This is a genomic window from Ruminococcus sp. RTP21198st1_G1_RTP21198_201120, assembly GCF_040924265.1.
GTDB lineage: Bacteria > Bacillota > Clostridia > Oscillospirales > Ruminococcaceae > Hominimerdicola > Hominimerdicola aceti.
Genome location: NZ_JBCOMH010000010.1, coordinates 19,627 through 37,641, shown reverse-complemented (window position 1 = coordinate 37,641; position 18,015 = coordinate 19,627). Strand labels below are relative to the sequence as shown.

Annotated in this window: 12 protein-coding genes and 3 tRNA genes; 9 read left to right on the top strand and 6 right to left on the bottom strand. The window is 46.0% G+C overall.

The genetic code is table 11. From position 1 onward, the window contains the following. Position 1 precedes the first annotated feature (1 nt). The 5 genes from AB5627_RS07880 to AB5627_RS07860 form a co-directional block, all read right to left on the bottom strand. Entirely contained in the window at positions 2-2,113 is a 2,112-nt protein-coding gene (locus AB5627_RS07880) for a glycoside hydrolase family 36 protein (RefSeq protein WP_368369775.1), read from the bottom strand. Positions 2,114-2,163: 50 nt separating this feature from the next. Further along, positions 2,164-3,357 carry a bifunctional phosphopantothenoylcysteine decarboxylase/phosphopantothenate--cysteine ligase CoaBC gene (gene coaBC, locus AB5627_RS07875; RefSeq protein ID WP_265290637.1) on the bottom strand — a complete coding sequence of 398 codons (1,194 nt, stop codon included), beginning with the start codon at positions 3,355-3,357 and terminating at the stop codon, positions 2,164-2,166. 265 nt (positions 3,358-3,622) lie between these two features. Continuing rightward, positions 3,623-5,383 carry a D-alanyl-D-alanine carboxypeptidase family protein gene (locus tag AB5627_RS07870; protein WP_333635056.1) on the bottom strand — a complete coding sequence of 587 codons (1,761 nt, stop codon included), beginning with the start codon at positions 5,381-5,383 and terminating at the stop codon, positions 3,623-3,625. Positions 5,384-5,585: 202 nt separating this feature from the next. Beyond that, positions 5,586-5,661 (bottom strand) — tRNA-Gln (locus tag AB5627_RS07865). Between the two features lie 25 nt (positions 5,662-5,686). Then, positions 5,687-5,762, bottom strand: a tRNA-Gln gene (locus AB5627_RS07860). Positions 5,763-5,990: 228 nt separating this feature from the next. Here AB5627_RS07860 and mscL point away from each other — a divergent pair. The 9 genes from mscL (at position 5,991) to rnr (ending at position 15,203) form a co-directional block, all read left to right on the top strand. Beyond that, positions 5,991-6,440 (top strand): large conductance mechanosensitive channel protein MscL, encoded by a 450-nt coding sequence (gene mscL / locus AB5627_RS07855; RefSeq protein WP_289148567.1) that lies wholly within the window; start codon positions 5,991-5,993, stop codon positions 6,438-6,440. A 289-nt stretch (positions 6,441-6,729) separates the two neighbouring features. Beyond that, positions 6,730-8,364, top strand: a complete 1,635-nt coding sequence (locus AB5627_RS07850) for a class I adenylate-forming enzyme family protein (protein ID WP_195247341.1) — start codon at positions 6,730-6,732, stop codon at positions 8,362-8,364. Between the two features lie 24 nt (positions 8,365-8,388). Further along, entirely contained in the window at positions 8,389-8,982 is a 594-nt protein-coding gene (locus AB5627_RS07845) for a hypothetical protein (protein WP_368369774.1), read from the top strand. Positions 8,983-9,068: 86 nt separating this feature from the next. Next, positions 9,069-9,160, top strand: a tRNA-Ser gene (locus AB5627_RS07840). Between the two features lie 136 nt (positions 9,161-9,296). Continuing rightward, positions 9,297-10,463 carry a serine hydrolase gene (locus tag AB5627_RS07835; protein ID WP_046441799.1) on the top strand — a complete coding sequence of 389 codons (1,167 nt, stop codon included), beginning with the start codon at positions 9,297-9,299 and terminating at the stop codon, positions 10,461-10,463. 18 nt (positions 10,464-10,481) lie between these two features. Further along, complete coding sequence (locus AB5627_RS07830; protein ID WP_195247614.1) at positions 10,482-11,918, top strand: DUF389 domain-containing protein; 1,437 nt, start codon at positions 10,482-10,484, stop codon at positions 11,916-11,918. Positions 11,919-12,002: 84 nt separating this feature from the next. Beyond that, positions 12,003-12,257, top strand: a complete 255-nt coding sequence (gene secG, locus AB5627_RS07825) for a preprotein translocase subunit SecG (RefSeq protein WP_022287545.1) — start codon at positions 12,003-12,005, stop codon at positions 12,255-12,257. Between the two features lie 64 nt (positions 12,258-12,321). Then, the gene (locus AB5627_RS07820) at positions 12,322-13,083 is read left to right on the top strand and encodes a GNAT family N-acetyltransferase (protein WP_022287544.1); all 762 of its coding nucleotides are present in this window, start codon (positions 12,322-12,324) and stop codon (positions 13,081-13,083) included. A gap of 14 nt (positions 13,084-13,097) precedes the next feature. Continuing rightward, positions 13,098-15,203: a ribonuclease R gene (rnr, locus tag AB5627_RS07815; RefSeq protein ID WP_368369773.1), complete on the top strand. Its 2,106-nt coding sequence runs from the start codon at positions 13,098-13,100 to the stop codon at positions 15,201-15,203. Positions 15,204-15,497: 294 nt separating this feature from the next. Here the strand turns inward: rnr and AB5627_RS07810 are convergent, their stop codons facing one another. Further along, positions 15,498-17,909, bottom strand: coding sequence for a glycogen/starch/alpha-glucan phosphorylase (locus tag AB5627_RS07810; RefSeq protein ID WP_022287542.1), 2,412 nt, complete (start codon positions 17,907-17,909; stop codon positions 15,498-15,500). Between the last annotated feature and the right edge of the window lie 106 nt (positions 17,910-18,015).

Sequence of the window (18,015 nt, the reverse complement as noted above, 5' to 3'; positions counted from 1 at the left end):
TTTACCACTCTATCTCGAAAAGTCTAGCCATATAAGGTCTGTCAAACTTAACAGAAACACAGCCCGTGGCTTTAGAAAACTCGACCGGAGTTTCGCTGAAATCAGGATAAATGCACTTCACCCTTGCGTCAACACCCTTGAGGAAGCCTACAGGCAGAACGCAGGTGTCGCTTTTGCCCTCTCTCCTCCATACGGCAAGATAAGCCTTGTTGCCGTTTCTCAGACCGAGAGATACCCAGTCGTCCGAAAATTTGGACAGACCCAAGCTCCAGAACGGCACTGCTTCCTTTATGTCCGCCCTTATCTTCTTGTAAACGCTGATAGCTTCTTTAACGAGTGCCTTGCGCTCAGGGTCGATGTTGCCAAGGTGACCGCTCTGGTGGATACGCAGAAGCATTGCATTTATCATGTTGAAAACAACTTCTTCTCTGTCACCTGATGTGATAGGATAAGCCCAGATAGCCGATTGCTCAGGGCAAAGGGCAGTAGGGGAGTTCGCCGCAATGGTGCAGTATTTTTTGTAATCGTCCTGATCTGATGTGGACTGAATGGAGTATCTTGAAAGCATCGCATAATCCATTCTGAGTCCACCGCTGGAGCAGTTTTCTATAATAAGGTCAGGGTGACGAGCAAAAACACCGTCAAGCCATTCAAGGTAAGCCTTTTCATGACCCCACAGACCCTCGCCAACGCTGTCGCAGTTCTGCTCAGTGCCTATACCTGGCTCTATGTTGTAATCCATTTTTATATAGCCAATGCCGTATTCAGAAACGAGCCTGTCTATTACCTCGTCAGCGTGAGCACGGACTTTCGGATTCCTGAAATCAAGCTGATAACGGCTTCTGTCATAGACTCTCTTGCCGTGACGTGTGAAGAACCAACTGTCATCGCAAACGCTGTCCACAAGCGGACACTTTATTCCCATGACCTCTATTTCAAGCCAAAGCCCAGGTATCATGCCCTTTTTGCGGATATAGTCGGCAACTTCCTTTACGCCGTTAGGGAAACGCTTTCTGCTCTCTTTCCATTCGCCGACCTCGTCCCACCAAAAGCCGTCAGCATACCAGCCTGCGTCAATGCAGAAATATTCACAGCCTGCTTCTGCCGCAGCGTCCACAAGGGGAAACTCCTTTTCTGCCGTAGGGTCGCCCCACAGACAGTTCATGTAGTCGTTGAATATTACCGCAAGCCTCTGATTATCCTTGTTGCGGCGACGTATTTTTCTGCGGTATTTCGTCAGCTCGCCCATAGCCTTGTCAAAGCTTCCTGTCACCGAGCCTACTGCACATTTCACGCTTTCTATGCTCTCATTAGGCACAAGGTTTTTGTACCAGTGGGACTCTATCTCCGACGGACCAGAAAGCTGTAAATAGAAGTGTCCTCCCACGTCCGAAAGCTCCCAGTGCCAAGAGCCGTTTTGCTCTATCTGCCAAAACAGCACCGAGCCTGCTTCGGTGTTTTCAAGCACACCCATTGGTATGTATTCCTTTGCCGACCAGTTTCCAACGTTTGTGCAGGCAAATACCTTTGATGAACGCTGTTCCGTAGGCTTTGCAGAGGACGCAAGCCCCACCTGTTCAAGGGTGTAGTCCTGCCACTGCAATTCACGCTGCCATGAGTTGTGGCATACCCATATCTTCATCTTGTCCTCAGGCTTTTTAAGCCCCTCTTTTTCTACGCCCGTCAGCGCAAAGGAGGACATATATTCAATGGTCTGTACCTCGCTGCCCTTGTTTGTAAGGGTAGTCCAACAGCGTACAACAGACGTGCCGGTGTAAAACTGATAGTGGGACACAGCCTCAAGACCTGTGCCCTCATCAAATGTCACAAGTTCAAGCTTTCTGCCATGGTCATTGTTCACATCACGGAAGTCCTTGAACTTCATTCTCCAGCCTGGTGCGGTCACGATATATTTGTTTCCGTGACGCTCGTCAGGGCGGTCGATACCGCTCGCCTGTATCTCTACAGGTCTGAAAGTTTTCAGCCCCATGTATGAAGCCGTCTTGGCTTCATCAAAAGGCAGAGCAGAGAAGTGCAGAAGCTTCGCCTCGTTGTCGTCTGTTATCTCAAATACTATATTAATGCCGTTTTCATATATCTCAATACGTTTCATATGGCGTATTTCCCTTCGTGATCTGTTTATCTGTACATATTATCGTACACTTATATCATTTTCGCAAGCTCGTCAAGTATCCTGTGAGCGTCTTGCTCTTTGGTCATAATAGGCAGCTCCACAGCACCGCCCTCAGTGATAAGGGTGATAACATTAGTGTCCGTCTTGAAGCCTGCACCAGCGGTCTTTAGTGAGTTTGCGCATATCATATCGCAGTTTTTGTTGGTGAGCTTTTTCTCAGAGTTCTTGATAACGTCCTGAGTTTCCATAGAAAAACCGCATATGACCTGACCGTCACGTTTGTGCTGACCTAGATAGCCGAGGATATCCTTCGTGCGTTTTAGCTCTATCTTCATGTCATCGTCAGACTTCTTTATCTTGTTGTCAGCCACCGCAACAGGCGTGTAGTCAGCCACAGCCGCCGCCTTTACGATAATATCCTGCTCAGGAGCAAGCTTTGTGACAGCTTCAAACATATCCGCCGCAGACTTTACGTTCACAACGTCCACGAACATAGGCGGCAAAACCTCCATGTGACCTGCCACCAGCGTCACCTTTGCACCTCTTTGCATAGCCGCTTTAGCCACCGCACAGCCCATTTTTCCGCTTGAATGATTAGTGATGTACCTCACAGGGTCGATAGCCTCCATGGTCGCACCAGCCGTAACAAGCACATTTTTGCCTGCAAGATCCTTCTCAAAAGCAAGCTCCCGAAGAATGTATTCAAACAACACCTCAGGCTCAGGCATTCTGCCGTCGCCGTCATCACCGTTTGCAAGCATACCTCTGTCAGGAGCGATCATCTCGTAGCCGAAACGTTCAAGCTTCCGGATATTGTCCTGCACAATAGGATTGTGATACATATTGTGGTTCATGGCAGGGGATATCATTTTCTTGCAAGGGCAAGCCATGACAGTGGTGGTGAGCATATCGTCAGCAATGCCGTATGCTATCTTTCCGATAACATTAGCGGAAGCAGGAGCGACCATAACAATGTCAGCCTGCTTTGCAAGAGCAACGTGCTCAACGCTGTATTGAAAATTTCTGTCAAAAGTATCTATAAGGCACTTGTTGCCTGTGAGGGATTCAAAAGTGATAGGGTTTATAAATTGAGTGGCGTTCTGTGTCATGAGTACCTGAACATTGCAGCCCTGCTTTTTGAGCAGTCTTACTAAAGTTGGAATCTTGTAAGCCGCAATACTGCCGCTGACGCCGAGAACGACCGTCTTACCTGAAAGAAGCATAGAGATGACCTCCTTAGTGAATATATAAGGCAACACCGCACAAAGCCCGCCTGACGGCTTTGCACGCCATCTGCTTGCAGATTTTCCGTCATATCACACAAAAATCTGACTACGCATCTGACGCACAATCTTTGTGCGGTATTGCCTTAAATATAGTATAACACAAATCATGTTGAAATGCAAGATTTCAAGTGATAGGTGAGCAAGGAAAATAACAGAAAACCGCTGCCCACAGATACCTGTGAACAGCGGTCTGAACCATATGTCAATCCTTGTATTGCGAAGTTATCCCGAAGTATTCTTCAAGAGAAAGTCCGCTGTTGGTTATGTTTTGTGCTAAAGGCGTGCCTACATATCTTATATGCCAAGGCTCGTACTGATAACCGGTGTAAGCCTCCTTGCCCTTTGGATAACGAATTATAAAACCATATTTCGCACAGTTGTTGGCAAGCCACTTTGCTTCTCTTGTGCCGTCAAATGAGTCGCTGGCATTGTTTACGTCTATTGCCATGCCCGTCTGATGGTCGCTGTAGCCAGGTCTTGCGGAGTATTTGTCTGCCGCAGCCTTGCCGTCACGGTTGCAGTACATATTATAAAGGTACCTCTGATCGTAATAAGAGCGGTAGCCTGAGCATACCCACAGGCTTATGCCGTCTTTATATGCAGCGGTCTGCATCTTTTTGAATGCCGCTGATGTTTCTTTGGTCAGACCCTTTGGGTCGTAGCTTGCAGGGAGGGAATATGTTTTGTTCGCCAAAAGAACTCCGTCAACATAGCTCATGCCGTTTATGACCTCGACAGTGTGGTCTGGGGTCTTGACGGTTATCTCCTCGGAATATGCTCCATAGTGATTTGAACCTTTATCGTCCGTCTTGCAGGCTCTTACCTTGAATCTGTATGTAGTCTTTGCGTAAAGTCCGTTTATTGCGCAGGAATTTACCGTAGATGAAGCTATGTTCTTCCACTTGCCGTTTGTGTATATAAACACCTTGTAGCTTGTGCAGCCTACAGACTTCCAGTTAAGGTCAAGGGTCGAAGCGGTGATGTCAGAAGCTTTTACTCCTGTTACCTTCCTTGGATTTGTGGCGGAATTGTAGTTTTCACAATAGTCGCTGTATATCTTAACTCCGTCTACTATCTTATATGCTCTTACCTTGAAATTCTCCCTTGTTGCCGCAGGCAGACCCTTGACAGTGTAGGTCGTGCCTTTCACGTCAGCTATCTCAGGATATTTACCCTTTGAACGCATTCCCACAGAATAGCCGTCCGCACCGCTCACAGCGTTCCAGCTAAGCTTTATAGAGCTTGTGTTAGGGGTCTTAGATGTCAGACCAGTGACCTTGTTCACCGTGACAGCCTGTGCCGTTATCTCCTGAGAATATTTGCCGTAGTGATTTGCGCCCTTATCGTCACGCTTGCAGGCTCTTACTTTAAATTTATAGCTTCCTGCGTCAAGTCCTATGACAGTGTAGCTGTTTGTATCCGTCTGCGCTATCTGCGTCCACTTGCCGTTTTTCAGCATAAAGACACGATAGTTTGAACAGCCCACCTTTTTCCATGAAAGGCTGACGGAAGCATTGCCCGTCTGAGCTTTAAGACCGCTTATAGGGCGTGGATTTGTGGCGGAATTGTAGTTCACTGAATAGTCGCCATAGACCTTTTGACCGTTCACTATCTTATAGGCTCTTACCTTGAAGTTCTCCCTCGTTGCCGCAGGCAGACCTGTAACAAGATATGTAGTGTCCGTAACGTCTGCTATCTCAGGATACTGACCCTTTGAACGCATTCCCACAGAATAGCCGTCCGCACCGCTCACAGCGTTCCAGCTAAGTCTTATGGAGCTTATATCAGGGGTTTTAGATGTCAGCCCTGTGACCTGAGGCAGACTTGTCTGCTCCGCAGCTTCAACCGCCTGCACAGGCATACTCACACTTAGCATGCTGTCAGGCACAGCACCTGCCGCACATATCATCATAGCGGCACAAGCCACTGCCGCTGCATTTTTTCTGTTTATTATCTTTTTCATTTTTCAGACCTCCTTTGATGAAATTCTTTTGCACTTTAAGTATAACACATTTTTACCAGTTTGTAAACACGCAATTCCGAATTATTTTTGTTCACATTTTGTTTTTTATGTTTACTTATACTCAGTTGCAAAACCTCTCTTTTGGCTGCTGAAAGAATGTATAAAAAAACAAAGACCGCAGAAAAAAATCTACGGTCTTTTGTGGCTGGGGTGGAAGGATTCGAACCTTCGGAATGACGGAGTCAGAGTCCGTTGCCTTACCACTTGGCGACACCCCAATGTTTGTTCGATTTAGCTTGTTTTTGGTTGGGATAGATGGATTCGAACCATCGGAATGACGGAGTCAAAGTCCGCTGCCTTACCTCTTGGCTATATCCCATCGTCATGTCCCTCACTCAAACAGCTTAATCATTATAGCACACCATTTCGGGAAATGCAATACCTTTTCATGCTTGTTTACAAAGCATTTACAGCATATTAACATATATGTGCAAAACGACGTAAAACCGTACGATTTTGTAGAAAAACTATTGAAAATGGTCAAAATATGTGATAAAATGGCCATAAGAGCGTGGCTCGGAACAAAAAACGAAAGGTCGTAACCGTTATGGAAGAGAAGAAAAAAGGATTTATCAAGAAGTTTGTAAATGAGTTCAAGGCGTTTGCTCTCAAAGGAAACGTCATGGACTTGGCAGTGGGCGTTATCATAGGTGCTGCGTTTCAGGATATCGTAACGTCATTTACGGAGAATTTTATCAATCCGATAATAGGCTGTATAGGCGGTGCTGACGTAGAGGGCAAGATACATTTGCTTGGAAATCAGTACATAAACTACGGCGCATTTCTGACGGCAGTGATAAACTTCATAATCATGGCGTTCGTTATTTTTGTAATAATGAAGGTCATAAACAAGCTTGCGTCACTTGGCAAGCATGAAGAGCCTGAAAAGCCTGCAGAGCCACCGGTGGACATAGTGCTTCTTACAGAGATCAGGGATCTTCTCAAGGCACAGCAGGGGGCTGAGGCGAGCAAAGAGGAAGAAAAGGCAGAAGAATAAGATCTGAAACGGTACACTTTTTTAGTTAAGGGACAGCTCCCATGTGGGGCTGTCTTTTTTTGTTGGTTATCTTTTTGACGGTATTCGCTCAAATTCAGGTAGGGGCAAACACTTTTCTTCTGTAAAAACTCCACAATTATTGCTTCTTCACTTTGTCACTTATTCTGTTTTAAATCTCTTTACTTTTTTGTCATCATATGATAAAATAATAACATATATGTTTGTGAATACTTTTAAGCTTTTAAGTTTTCTAGCTTTCAAGCTTTTAATTATGAAAGGAAGTTTTTGTATGCCTATAACCGAGATACTGGAGCGTAACGCACGAGAGTTCGGAAATGATGTTGCTCTGGTAGAGGTCAATCCTGAGATCAGAGAAACCAGACGTGTGACTTGGAAGGAATATGAGCTTATCGAGCCTAACCCAGTCTGTCATTATCGCCGTGAGATAACCTGGAGCGTTTTCAACGAAAAGGCTAACCGCTTTGCCAATCTGCTTTTATCCCGTGGGGTAAAAAAGGGTGACAAGGTGGGTATCCTGCTTATGAACTGTCTTGAATGGCTGCCTATTTATTTTGGCATCCTCAAGACGGGTGCGCTTGCAGTGCCGCTGAATTTCAGATACACTCCAGAGGAGATAAAATACTGTCTTGACCTTGCCGAGGTGGATATTCTTGTATTTGGTCCTGAATTTATCGGCAGAGTTGAGGAGATAGCTGATGAGATAAGCAAGAACAGACTTCTTTTCTATGTTGGCGAGAACTGTCCGTCATTTGCAGAGCATTATGACAGGCTCACTGCAAACTGCGCAAGCACTACTCCGTACATAGAGCTTACTGACGAGGATGATGCGGCTATCTACTTCTCGTCAGGCACAACTGGCTTCCCGAAGGCTATCCTGCACAATCACGAGAGCCTTATGCACGCCGCAAGAGTTGAGCAGAATCATCACGGTCAGACAAAGGAGGACGTTTTCCTTTGTATCCCTCCCCTTTATCACACAGGTGCGAAGATGCACTGGTTCGGAAGCCTTATCTCAGGGAGCAAGGCGGTGCTTCTCAAGGGCGTGAAGCCTGAATTTATCCTTGATACCGTTTCAAGAGAAAAGTGTACTATAGTATGGCTTCTTGTGCCTTGGGCACAGGATATCCTTGACGCTATCGACAGCGGCGAGGTGACACTTTCAAAGTATGAGCTTTCACAGTGGAGGCTTATGCACATAGGCGCACAGCCTGTTCCGCCGTCACTTATTGCACGCTGGAAAAAGGTTTTCCCTAACCACAAATATGACACTAACTATGGTCTTAGCGAATCTATAGGTCCTGGCTGTGTACACCTTGGCATGGATAACATTGACAAGGTAGGCGCAATAGGCAAGGCAGGCTTTGGCTGGAAGGTCAAGATAGTTGATGATAAGGGCAACACTGTAAAGCGCGGCGAAGTGGGCGAGCTTTGCGTAAAAGGTCCTGGCGTTATGACCTGCTACTACAGAGATCCAAAGGCGACGGCTGAAACTCTCAAAGACGGCTGGCTTTTCACTGGCGACATGGCTCAGGAGGACGAGGACGGATTTATTTACCTTGTTGACCGCAAAAAGGACGTTATTATAAGTGGTGGAGAAAATCTTTACCCTGTACAGATAGAAGACTTTTTGAGAAGTCACGACGCTATCAGGGACGTGGCAGTAATTGGTCTGCCTGACCAGCGTTTGGGCGAGATAGCGGCGGCAATAATCGAGCTAAAGCCTGACCACCCATGCACAGAGGAAGAGATAATGGCGTTTTGCCAGAAGCTTCCGAGATACAAGCGTCCGCACAAGATAATTTTTGCAGACATACCGAGAAACCCGACGGGCAAGATAGAGAAGCCGAAGCTCAGGAAGATATACTGCGGCGAGAGCCTTGTGGCAAAGCAGAATCACGGATAAAAAAAGTAAAGAGGGGTAACGAAAATGGGACGAGAAGTAGTATTTGCCAACATACGAAAAAGAATGATAGCAATGATAGTTGGCGGTGTGATACTCACGCTAATGGGTGGATTTATCTCATTTGCGGCGGTAGTAGCCGGTGAATACAGCGTATTGATACTTGGACTTTTTGTGCTTACGCCTGGTGTTATATTTCTTATATTTGGTACGTCACGGAGGACGCACCCTGAAAAGAGCGGCATATTCAAAGCCAATCCCGATCTTTTACAGCAGGCTGACGAGCTTTACGCCAACATACAATATCAGGACGATTATATTATCGTATCCGACAGGGTGCTTGCCAACAAGAAAGTGCCATTTCAGATGTGCTGGCGAGAGGAAGCCTACGGCATTTACCAGCACACAGCGAGTATGAATTTCATCAGCTACACCAACGAGATAATCGTCTGCACGAAGCACAAGAAGAATGTACTGCGTTTTAACGTATATGCCAAGGGCAAGGACACTGCCATGGGGCTTATGCAATTGCTTTCCCAATGTTGTCCCAACGCAATGGTAGGCTACACTCCTGAAACGCTTGCATATGTTAAGGATATGCAGAGGCGTGCTCAGCAATAGATAATGGACAAGCTCTTTGTGCTTAAATTTGCACAAAGGGCTTGACTTTTTTTGTGATTACTTGTATAATAGTATAGTTGACACAAGGAGATGTACCCAAGTGGCTGAAGGGTCCGCACTCGAAATGCGGTAGTACGGCAAAACCGTAGCGAGAGTTCAAATCTCTCCATCTCCGCCAGCAGGGGCGTGCCCCTGCACCTAAATCCGCTATCATTTATGGTAGCGGATTTTTTTGTTGCCACACAAAATCTTGCATTTCCACCCGAACTGTGTTATAATCCTATATATCAAACATCATAACACGGAGGTCTATCATGTACGAAAATTTTAAATATCTCGACGCTGTTGCACAAAAAGAGATAACCAACGGTGTTTTCTCAGGCTCAGTTCTCAGCGTTATCCATAAAGGCGAAACTGTCTATCTCAAAAGCTTTGGTCTTGCTGACAAGGAGAAAAATATCCCTATGAAAACTGACAGCATTTTCAGACTCTTTTCTATGTCAAAGCCTGTCACAGCCGCTGCCGCAATGATACTTATCGAGCGTGGTCTGCTCGACACTCGTCACCCGCTCAAGTGGTTTATCCCTGAGTTCTCCGACCCTGTGGTTCTTGACGAGAACGGCGAACGTCCTGCTGACAGAGATATAACCATAGGCGACCTGCTCACCATGACTTCCGGTATCCCTTATCCTGACGGCACTCCCGCAGGTCAGAAAATGGGTGCGCTTTGGGGCGAGCAGTCTGAAAAATATCTCAAGGGCGAAAAGCTTCTGGATACTGTGAGCTTCGCAAAGGAAATGGGCAAGCGTCCTCTTATGTTCTCCCCTGGTGAAAAGTGGATGTACGGTGCGTCTGCTGACATCATGGGTGCTGTTATCGAAGTGGTTTCTGGCATGAAGTTCGGAGATTTTCTTAGAAAAGAGATCTTTGAACCCCTCGGTATGAATGATACAGGCTTCTATATCCTAGCGGAAAAGTACAGCCGACTTGCCCAGTGCTATGAATACAAAAATGGCGGAAACGAGCCTTTTACTCACTTCCACCTTTGCCTTACTGATTACACTGTACCTCCTGCCTTTGAGTCGGGCGGAGCAGGTCTTGTTTCCACTGTAGAGGACTATGCAAAGTTTGCCAAAATGCTTATGAACAAGGGCGAGCTTGACGGCGTGAGGATACTCGGCAGAAACACGGTCGATTTCATGACAAGAAACGGTCTTACACCTGAACAGCGCAAGACCCTTAACTGGGACAGCACAAAGGGTCACGGCTACGGTAACTTCATGCGTATCCTTGACGACCCTTCCGCTGCAGGACTTATCCAGTCAGAAGGCTCTTTCGGCTGGGACGGCTGGATGGGCTGTTATTTCAGCCTTGACCCAAAAGAACAGCTCTGCATACTTTATTTTATTCAGCAGACAGGCGCAGGCACCACCGATTCTGCAAGGCGTTTGCAGAACATCGCATGGGGTGCAGTAAAATAAGCAGGGGAGGTCTGAGATTTGAAATTACAGGAAGGCAGATTTATACAAGGGCTTAGAAATATGTTCAGTCTGCGCTGGGATATGGCTGACCCTGATGAGATACATAATACGATAATATCCGGCGCAAAGCTTCAGGGTACTAATATGTGTATCCTCATGCTTGCCATACTTATAGCTTCCATAGGTCTTAATATGAACTCCACCGCCGTTATAATCGGTGCTATGCTTATCTCGCCTCTTATGGGCGGTATAACAGCCATAGGCTATGGAATCGCCACAAATGACCTGACTCTTTCAAAGGGTGCGGCAATAAGACTTGGCATACAGGTGGTCATTTGCCTTATCACCTCGACTATTTACTTTACTATCTCACCTATCACCACAGCCTCCTCCGAGCTTCTTGCCCGAACCACACCTACAGCGTGGGACGTTCTTATTGCCCTTTTTGGCGGACTTGCCGGCATAATAGGTCAGACCCGTAAGGAGAAAAGCAACGTTATCCCCGGCGTGGCTATCGCAACAGCACTCATGCCGCCTCTTTGTACCGCAGGCTACGGCTTGGCAAGACACCGCCTTGACTATTTCGGCGGAGCATTGTATCTCTTTTTCATAAACAGCTTTTTTATCTGCCTTGCGGCTATCGTTGTGCTGAAGTTTTTAAGGCTGCCTCACGGCAACGATATTTCCCCGAAGGCTTTGAAAAAGATACACAGAAATATCGCTTTTATCACAGTTATTACCATGCTGCCTAGTATTTATCTTGGCTATGATATTGTGAAAAAGACAATGGATAACAGCAGTGCAGAGAAGTTTATCACCGAGAATTTTGACTTTGACGGCACTCAGATAGTGCAGAAAACTATAGATACCGATAAACGTATGATAGAAGTGGCACTTCTTGGCAAGAAGATAAGCACTGCCGATACAAAGGCGCTTCAAAGCGAGCTGAAAGCTTTCGGATTGGAAGATTATAAGCTTGTGATAACACAGACCGAGGTGGAAAGCGGTGTTACCGCTGACGAGGTCGAAAAGATGCTTGAAAAGAATGCCGACGATGAGGAAACACAGAACAAGGTGGCACAGGTGCTTGCGCAGAAAGAAAACGACGACCTTAAAGCCGAGAATGAAAATCTGAAGGCACAGCTTGACAGCTATCAGAGCTATGATATCGACATGAGCGATATCGCCGAGGAACTTGCTATCGTTTATCCAAACATAACAGGTGCGGCAGGCGGTCACATGAGCAGCCATTCAGTAGGCTCACCCACAACAGTTAATGGCATAACAGTGGTGCTATATGAGAACAAGGCTCTTACCGATGAACAGCTCAAAACTGTCACAGAGCTTCTGAAAAAACGTCTTGACGTGTCAAATGTCACAGTTATCCAGCAGGTGGAGAAGCAGAAAGATACCACCTCAAAGGCTGAAAGCACTGATAAAAAGAAAAAGAATTGAAAAAATTCTGAAAACCCCTTGCAATCTGAGAAGATGTGTGCTATAATATATTAAAATGTATAATTATGTTTTGGAGGAACAAAAATGAGCGTAATTGAGATCGTTGCAGGCGCACTGCTGATCGTAGCCAGCCTCGTTATCATACTTGTAGTTCTTGCGCAGGACACCAAAGAGCAGGGTCTTACATCTGCTATCGGCGGTGGATATAACGATTCTTTCTATGGAAAGAATGGTTCAAACACCAAGGACGCTAAGCTTAACAGACTGACAAGGATAAGTGCGATACTGATATTCGTGATAACTCTTGCTGTAAATATCATTTATCAGATCAAGAAATAATTGCCCGCCCTGCTCCGTGCAGGGCTTTTTCTTTGCAGAAAGTAAGAACGGGGAAAAGAATGTAATGAAATGTGCAAACGGTGCAAAGAATAAGATAAGACCGCTTTTTGCGGGGTTTTACGACTCGCTGATGTTCTCCTATTTTGACGGCGTTTTCGGCACTGCCTTTTGCGACGATACAACCGCACCCACGGCGGCGGTCATATGCTGCGGCGACTTTTATTTTGCCGCAGGGGATAAAAGCTGTGCTGCTGATATGCTCACATTTTGCAGCGACAACAAAAACGCAGTCATAGTTCCTGACAGCGAGGAGCTTGCAAAAGCTTTGTGTGCCTGTGACGGACAGCTTGAAATGGTGAAAAGATATCACACATGTCCGCCTGAAAACGGCTTTGATGTTGACAGACTGCGTGAAACAGTATCAAGAGCACAAAATATGGGACAGTTTAGATTATCAATGATAGATGAGGAATTTTATAAGAAAGCTTTAACAGAGCAGTGGTCGGAGTCCTTTGTGTGCAATTTCAAAGACTTTGCGGACTTTTCAGCCCATGGCTTTGGCTTTGTGCTCACTGATAATGGCAGGATAGTCAGCGGAACTTCTGCGTTTTCATACTACGATAAAGGCGTTGAGATAGAAGTTTCAACCCGTAAAGAATACCGCCTGAAAGGTCTTGCACAGATAACTGCGGCGGCGTTTTTGCTGGAATGTGTACGCCGTGGGCTTACACCTCACTGGGACGCACGAAATCTCACCTCGCTTTCAATAGCACAGAAAATGGGCTTTGTGTTCAGAGATGAATACATAGCGTTGGAATATAAGTAAAAGAAAGGAAATTTATGAAACTGGATTACAGAAAAATAATATACTCAAAGTTAAAAAAAGCAGGCAAAAAGCCACTGACTTTCAAAGAACTGCTGAGATCATGCAGAGGAAAGGGCTTTGAGTTTGAAAAATTCACAAAAACCGTTGACAAAATGAAGAAAAACGGCGAGATAATGGAAGATAAGTTCGGCATAAGGCTCGTTGACCCTAAGAAATTCGTCAAGTGCGAGGTGGTAAGGCTCAATAAGACCTACGGCTTTGTGAAAAATCTTGACACTGACGAGGAAATTTTTGTTGTGGGCAAGTACCTCAAAGGCGCAATGCCACATGATATCGTCCTTGTGAGAACGTTCAAGGGCGAGGGCGCTTGCACTGAGGGCGAGGTCATGAGCATCGTAGAGGAGAATTTTGCTAAGTTCACAGGGGAGCTTGTGAGCGAGTTCGGCGTGCTGAAAATCGTTCCTGATATGCTGTCAAAATATGCAATGACCTTTGAAAACCCTATGAGGCTTGAGCTACATGAGGGTGACAAGGTGGTGGCGCAGGTCACAAAGCGTGGAAACAGGCACTCTGAACACGTCTGCGAGATAGTTTCAAGCTATGGAAGCTCCATGAAAGCCTCTGCCTGCGCAATGAGCGTCCTTGAGGTCAACGGTCTGACACCTGTTTTCCCAAGCGAGGTCATCTATGAAGCTAGGGAAGTGTCTGATTATTCAAGGATAAAAGATGAGATACCCAACCGCCTTGACCTCCGTGACAAGCCGATATTCACCATTGACGGCGCAGATACAAAGGATATCGACGACGCAATTTCTGTTGAACGAACCAAAACAGGTTATCTCCTTGGCGTTCATATCGCTGACGTTTCCCACTATGTTCAGCCAAAGTCACAACTGGATAACGAAGCTTTCAAGCGTGGCACAAGCGTTTATTACGCAAACCGAGTTATCCCAATGCTCCCAAAGGAGCTTTCAAACGGCATCTGCTCCCTCAATCCGCAGGAGGACAGACTTGCGTTCTCATGTCTTTGTGAACTCGACAAGCAGGGCAACATCACCGAGTATAAGTTTGCAAAAACTGTTATCCGCTCCCGTGTAAAGGGCGTTTATTCCGAGATAAATTCACTTTTGGCAGGCAGTGACGATGCTGAACTTAAAGAAAAATATGCCGAGGTTTCAGGTCAGCTTCCTATTATAAATGAGCTTGCGGATATTTTGTACAAAAACAAGAAAAACCGTGGCTGTCCTGAGCTTGAAACCTCTGAGAGCAAGCTTATCATCAATGACGAGGATATCTGCGTGGGCGTTGAGAGGCGTACCCGTGGAAGAAGCGAGGAGATAATAGAGGACTTTATGCTTGTTGCAAACGAGTGTGCCGCAAGATTTGGCATGGATAATAACCTGCCGTTCGTTTATCGTATCCACGAAGAGCCGTCAGACGAGAAGCTTGAATCCCTGAGAGAAGCGCTTGTCAAGCTCAACGTCCAGTATAAGCTGGGCGAAAAGGCTTGCCCTGGGGATATGTCTGAGATACTCAAAGCCGCAAAGGGTACTGATATCGACCTTATCATGAACAATATCGTTCTGAGGAGTATGTCAAAGGCAAGATATTCCACCGAGCCTGTGGGTCACTTCGGACTTGCGCTGGAGGATTACGCCCACTTCACTTCACCTATCAGACGTTACCCTGACCTGACTATCCATAGAATAATGTCAGCTTTTCTCAGTGGCAGCAGTGCAGAGGAGTGCGCCACAAAGTTCAACAAGTTCGTTTATGCCTCCGCCGACCAGTCCACAAAGACGGAGCTTACCGCAATGCAGGTGGAGCGAAGCTGTGAGGATTGCTACAAGGCTGAGTATATGAACGCTCATATCGGTGAGGAGTTTCAGGGAACAGTGGTTTCAGCTGTTGAGTTCGGTCTTTTTATCGCACTTCCTGACACCTGCGAGGGACTTCTTCACACGGACAATATGCCTGACGGCGAATATGTCTGCGACGATATGGTGAGCCTGAAAAACCTCACAAACGGAATGGAATATCGTGTGGGCGACCCTATCAGAGTAAAGGTGATAAACGCAAATGTAAATTCCGGCAAGATAGATTTTGCACTTGCTGACTAGGACTAAATTAGAAATCAAAAGGACGGTGAAGAAAAGCCGTCCTTTTTTGTGTGTTAAAAAAATGTAGGGGCTGGCGCCCTCGACAGCCCGCTTTTCTCGCACGTCACTATTTATGTTGATTTTCACATTGTATAAACATCGCTCGAACCATGTAGGGGACGACGCCCTCGGCGTCCCGTTCCTTTCGCTCATCTTGTGGTCTTACAAATTTATCGTTTCATGAATTGCATATATGTACAAAAAATCGGACAGTCGCACCAAGCAACTGTCCGATAATTTTTTTGTATTAATAAATTACTTTGAAAGACCCCAGATATCTCTAGCGTAGTCCTCAACAGAACGGTCTGCGGAGAAAATGCCTGCACCTGCAATATTTGCAAGGCTCATCTTCTGCCACTTTGTCTGATCCTTGTAGCACTCAGAAGCGTAAGCCTGTGCCTTCTGGTAGGAATCGAAGTCCTTGAGAGCCATGTATGGGTCAGAGTTCTTCAGGCTGTCAGCGATCTCGTTGAACTGCTGTCCGTTGATGCCGTACTGAAGTGTGTCGATAGCCTGCTTAACAACTGCGTTGGAGTTGTAGATGTCCATAGGCTTGTAGCCTGACTTGCAAGCGTTTACCTCGTCAACGTTCATACCGAAGATGATGATGTTGTCGTCGCCTACCTGCTCGTGTATCTCAACGTTTGCTCCGTCAAGAGTACCCAGTGTGATAGCACCGTTTATCATAAGCTTCATGTTACCTGTACCTGAAGCCTCTGTACCAGCAAGTGAGATCTGCTCAGAGATGTTTGCCGCTGGCATGAGTATCTCAGAAAGTGATACGTTGTAGTCCTCAAGGAAGATAACGTTGAGCTTCTCGTTGAGCTTCTTGTCCTTTTTCAGCTCCTGAGAAATGTTCCAGATAAGCTTGATGATCTGCTTTGCCATGTAGTAGCCAGGAGCAGCCTTTGCAGCAAAGATATATGTCTTTGGTACAAAATCAGCGTTTGGATTAGCCTTGAGGTAGTTGTACTGTGCTATGATGTTCAAAGCGTTGAGCTGCTGTCTCTTGTATTCGTGAAGTCTTTTTACCTGAACGTCAAAGATAGAATCAGTGTTGAGAACAACGCCGTACTGATTCTTTACATACTTTGCAAAACTCTTCTTGTTGTCAAGCTTGATCTTTGCAAGTCTGTCAAGAACGTCCTTGTCGTCCTTGAATACAGCAAGCTTAGAAAGCTCAGCAGCATTCTTGAGGAAGCCGTCGCCTATCTTCTCGCAAAGAAGATCTGTCAGACCCTCGTTAGACTGATAAAGCCATCTTCTGTATGCGATACCGTTTGTAACGTTCTTGAACTTTGTTGGTGTGTCAAGATACTCGTCCTTGAATGTTTCCTTCTTGATGATCTCAGAGTGTATCTTTGCAACGCCGTTTACGCTGTGGCAAGCGTGTACGCAAAGTGTAGCCATTTTCACCTTGTTGTCCTCAACGATAGACATATGTGAAACCTTAGCCTGATCCTTGTATCTCTCCCAAAGATCCTTGCAGTAACGCTCGTTTATCTCGATAATGATAGAGAAGATTCTAGGGCAAACGCTCTTGAGGAGGTTGCAGTCCCACTTCTCCAAAGCCTCAGGCATTACAGTGTGGTTTGTGTATGCAAATGTGTTCGTAACGATGTGCCAAGCCTTGTCCCATGAATATCCGCAATCATCAAGAAGAACTCTCATAAGCTCTGGGATAGCAAGTGTCGGGTGAGTATCGTTGATGTGGATAGCTACCTTTTCATGGAGGTTGTCAAGTGTGCCGTAAACGCTCATGTGCTGGTTTACGATATCGCCGATAGAAGCAGCACAAAGGAAATACTGCTGTCTAAGTCTGAGTGACTTGCCCTCTGCGTGGTTGTCGTTAGGATAAAGCACCTTTGTGATAGCCTGTGAAATGATGTTCTTACTAAGAGCCTTCTGATAGTCGCCCTGATTGAACATTGACATATCAAAGTCAGCCATTTCAGCTTTCCAAAGTCTGAGCTTTGAAACTGCCTCGCTGTTGTAGCCTGATACGAACAGATCGTATGGAACAGCCATAACTGATGTGTAGTTCTCGTGAGTTACGCAGTGATACTGATTGTCCCAGTATTCCTTAAGCTCGCCGTCAAAACGAACCTCGACAGCCTTTGACGGAACAGGAACGAGCCATACAGAGCCGCCTGGGAGCCAGTTGTCAGGAAGCTCGGTCTGCCAGCCGTCCTCCAGCTTCTGCTTGAAGATACCGTATTCATAGCAGATAGAATAGCCTGTAGCATGATAGCCGTCGGCAGCAAGAGCGTCAAGATAGCAGGCAGCAAGTCTTCCAAGACCACCGTTGCCAAGACCTGCGTCAGGCTCACACTCGTAAATGCCGTTTATAGAAATGCCCATGTCCTTAAGGACCTTTGTAGCCTGCTTCTGCATTTCAAGGTTATAAAGAGAAGTCTTAAGGCTTCTTCCCATAAGAAATTCCATTGAAAGATAGTAGACCTTCTTCTTGCCCTCAGACTGAGTTTTAACGGTGAACTTTCTTCTCTTAGCTTTAAGAATGCCTACAACGATCTTAGAAAGAGCCTCGTATACCTGCTGATCGGAAGCGTCCTCAGGTGTTGTCTGGAAATCGTTGTGAAGAACGTCAAGAAGCTTTTCTTTAAGTTCCTGCGTGGAAATTGTTTTTTCTACAGCACTATTTGCCATAAATCTTTACCTCCTATATACTTTCAAGTCGAGCTTTGCGCTCTGCACCTTTATTACTGTATTGGCGAAAACGTTTGAGAAATAAGGATGGTTTTCACCCGTTTTG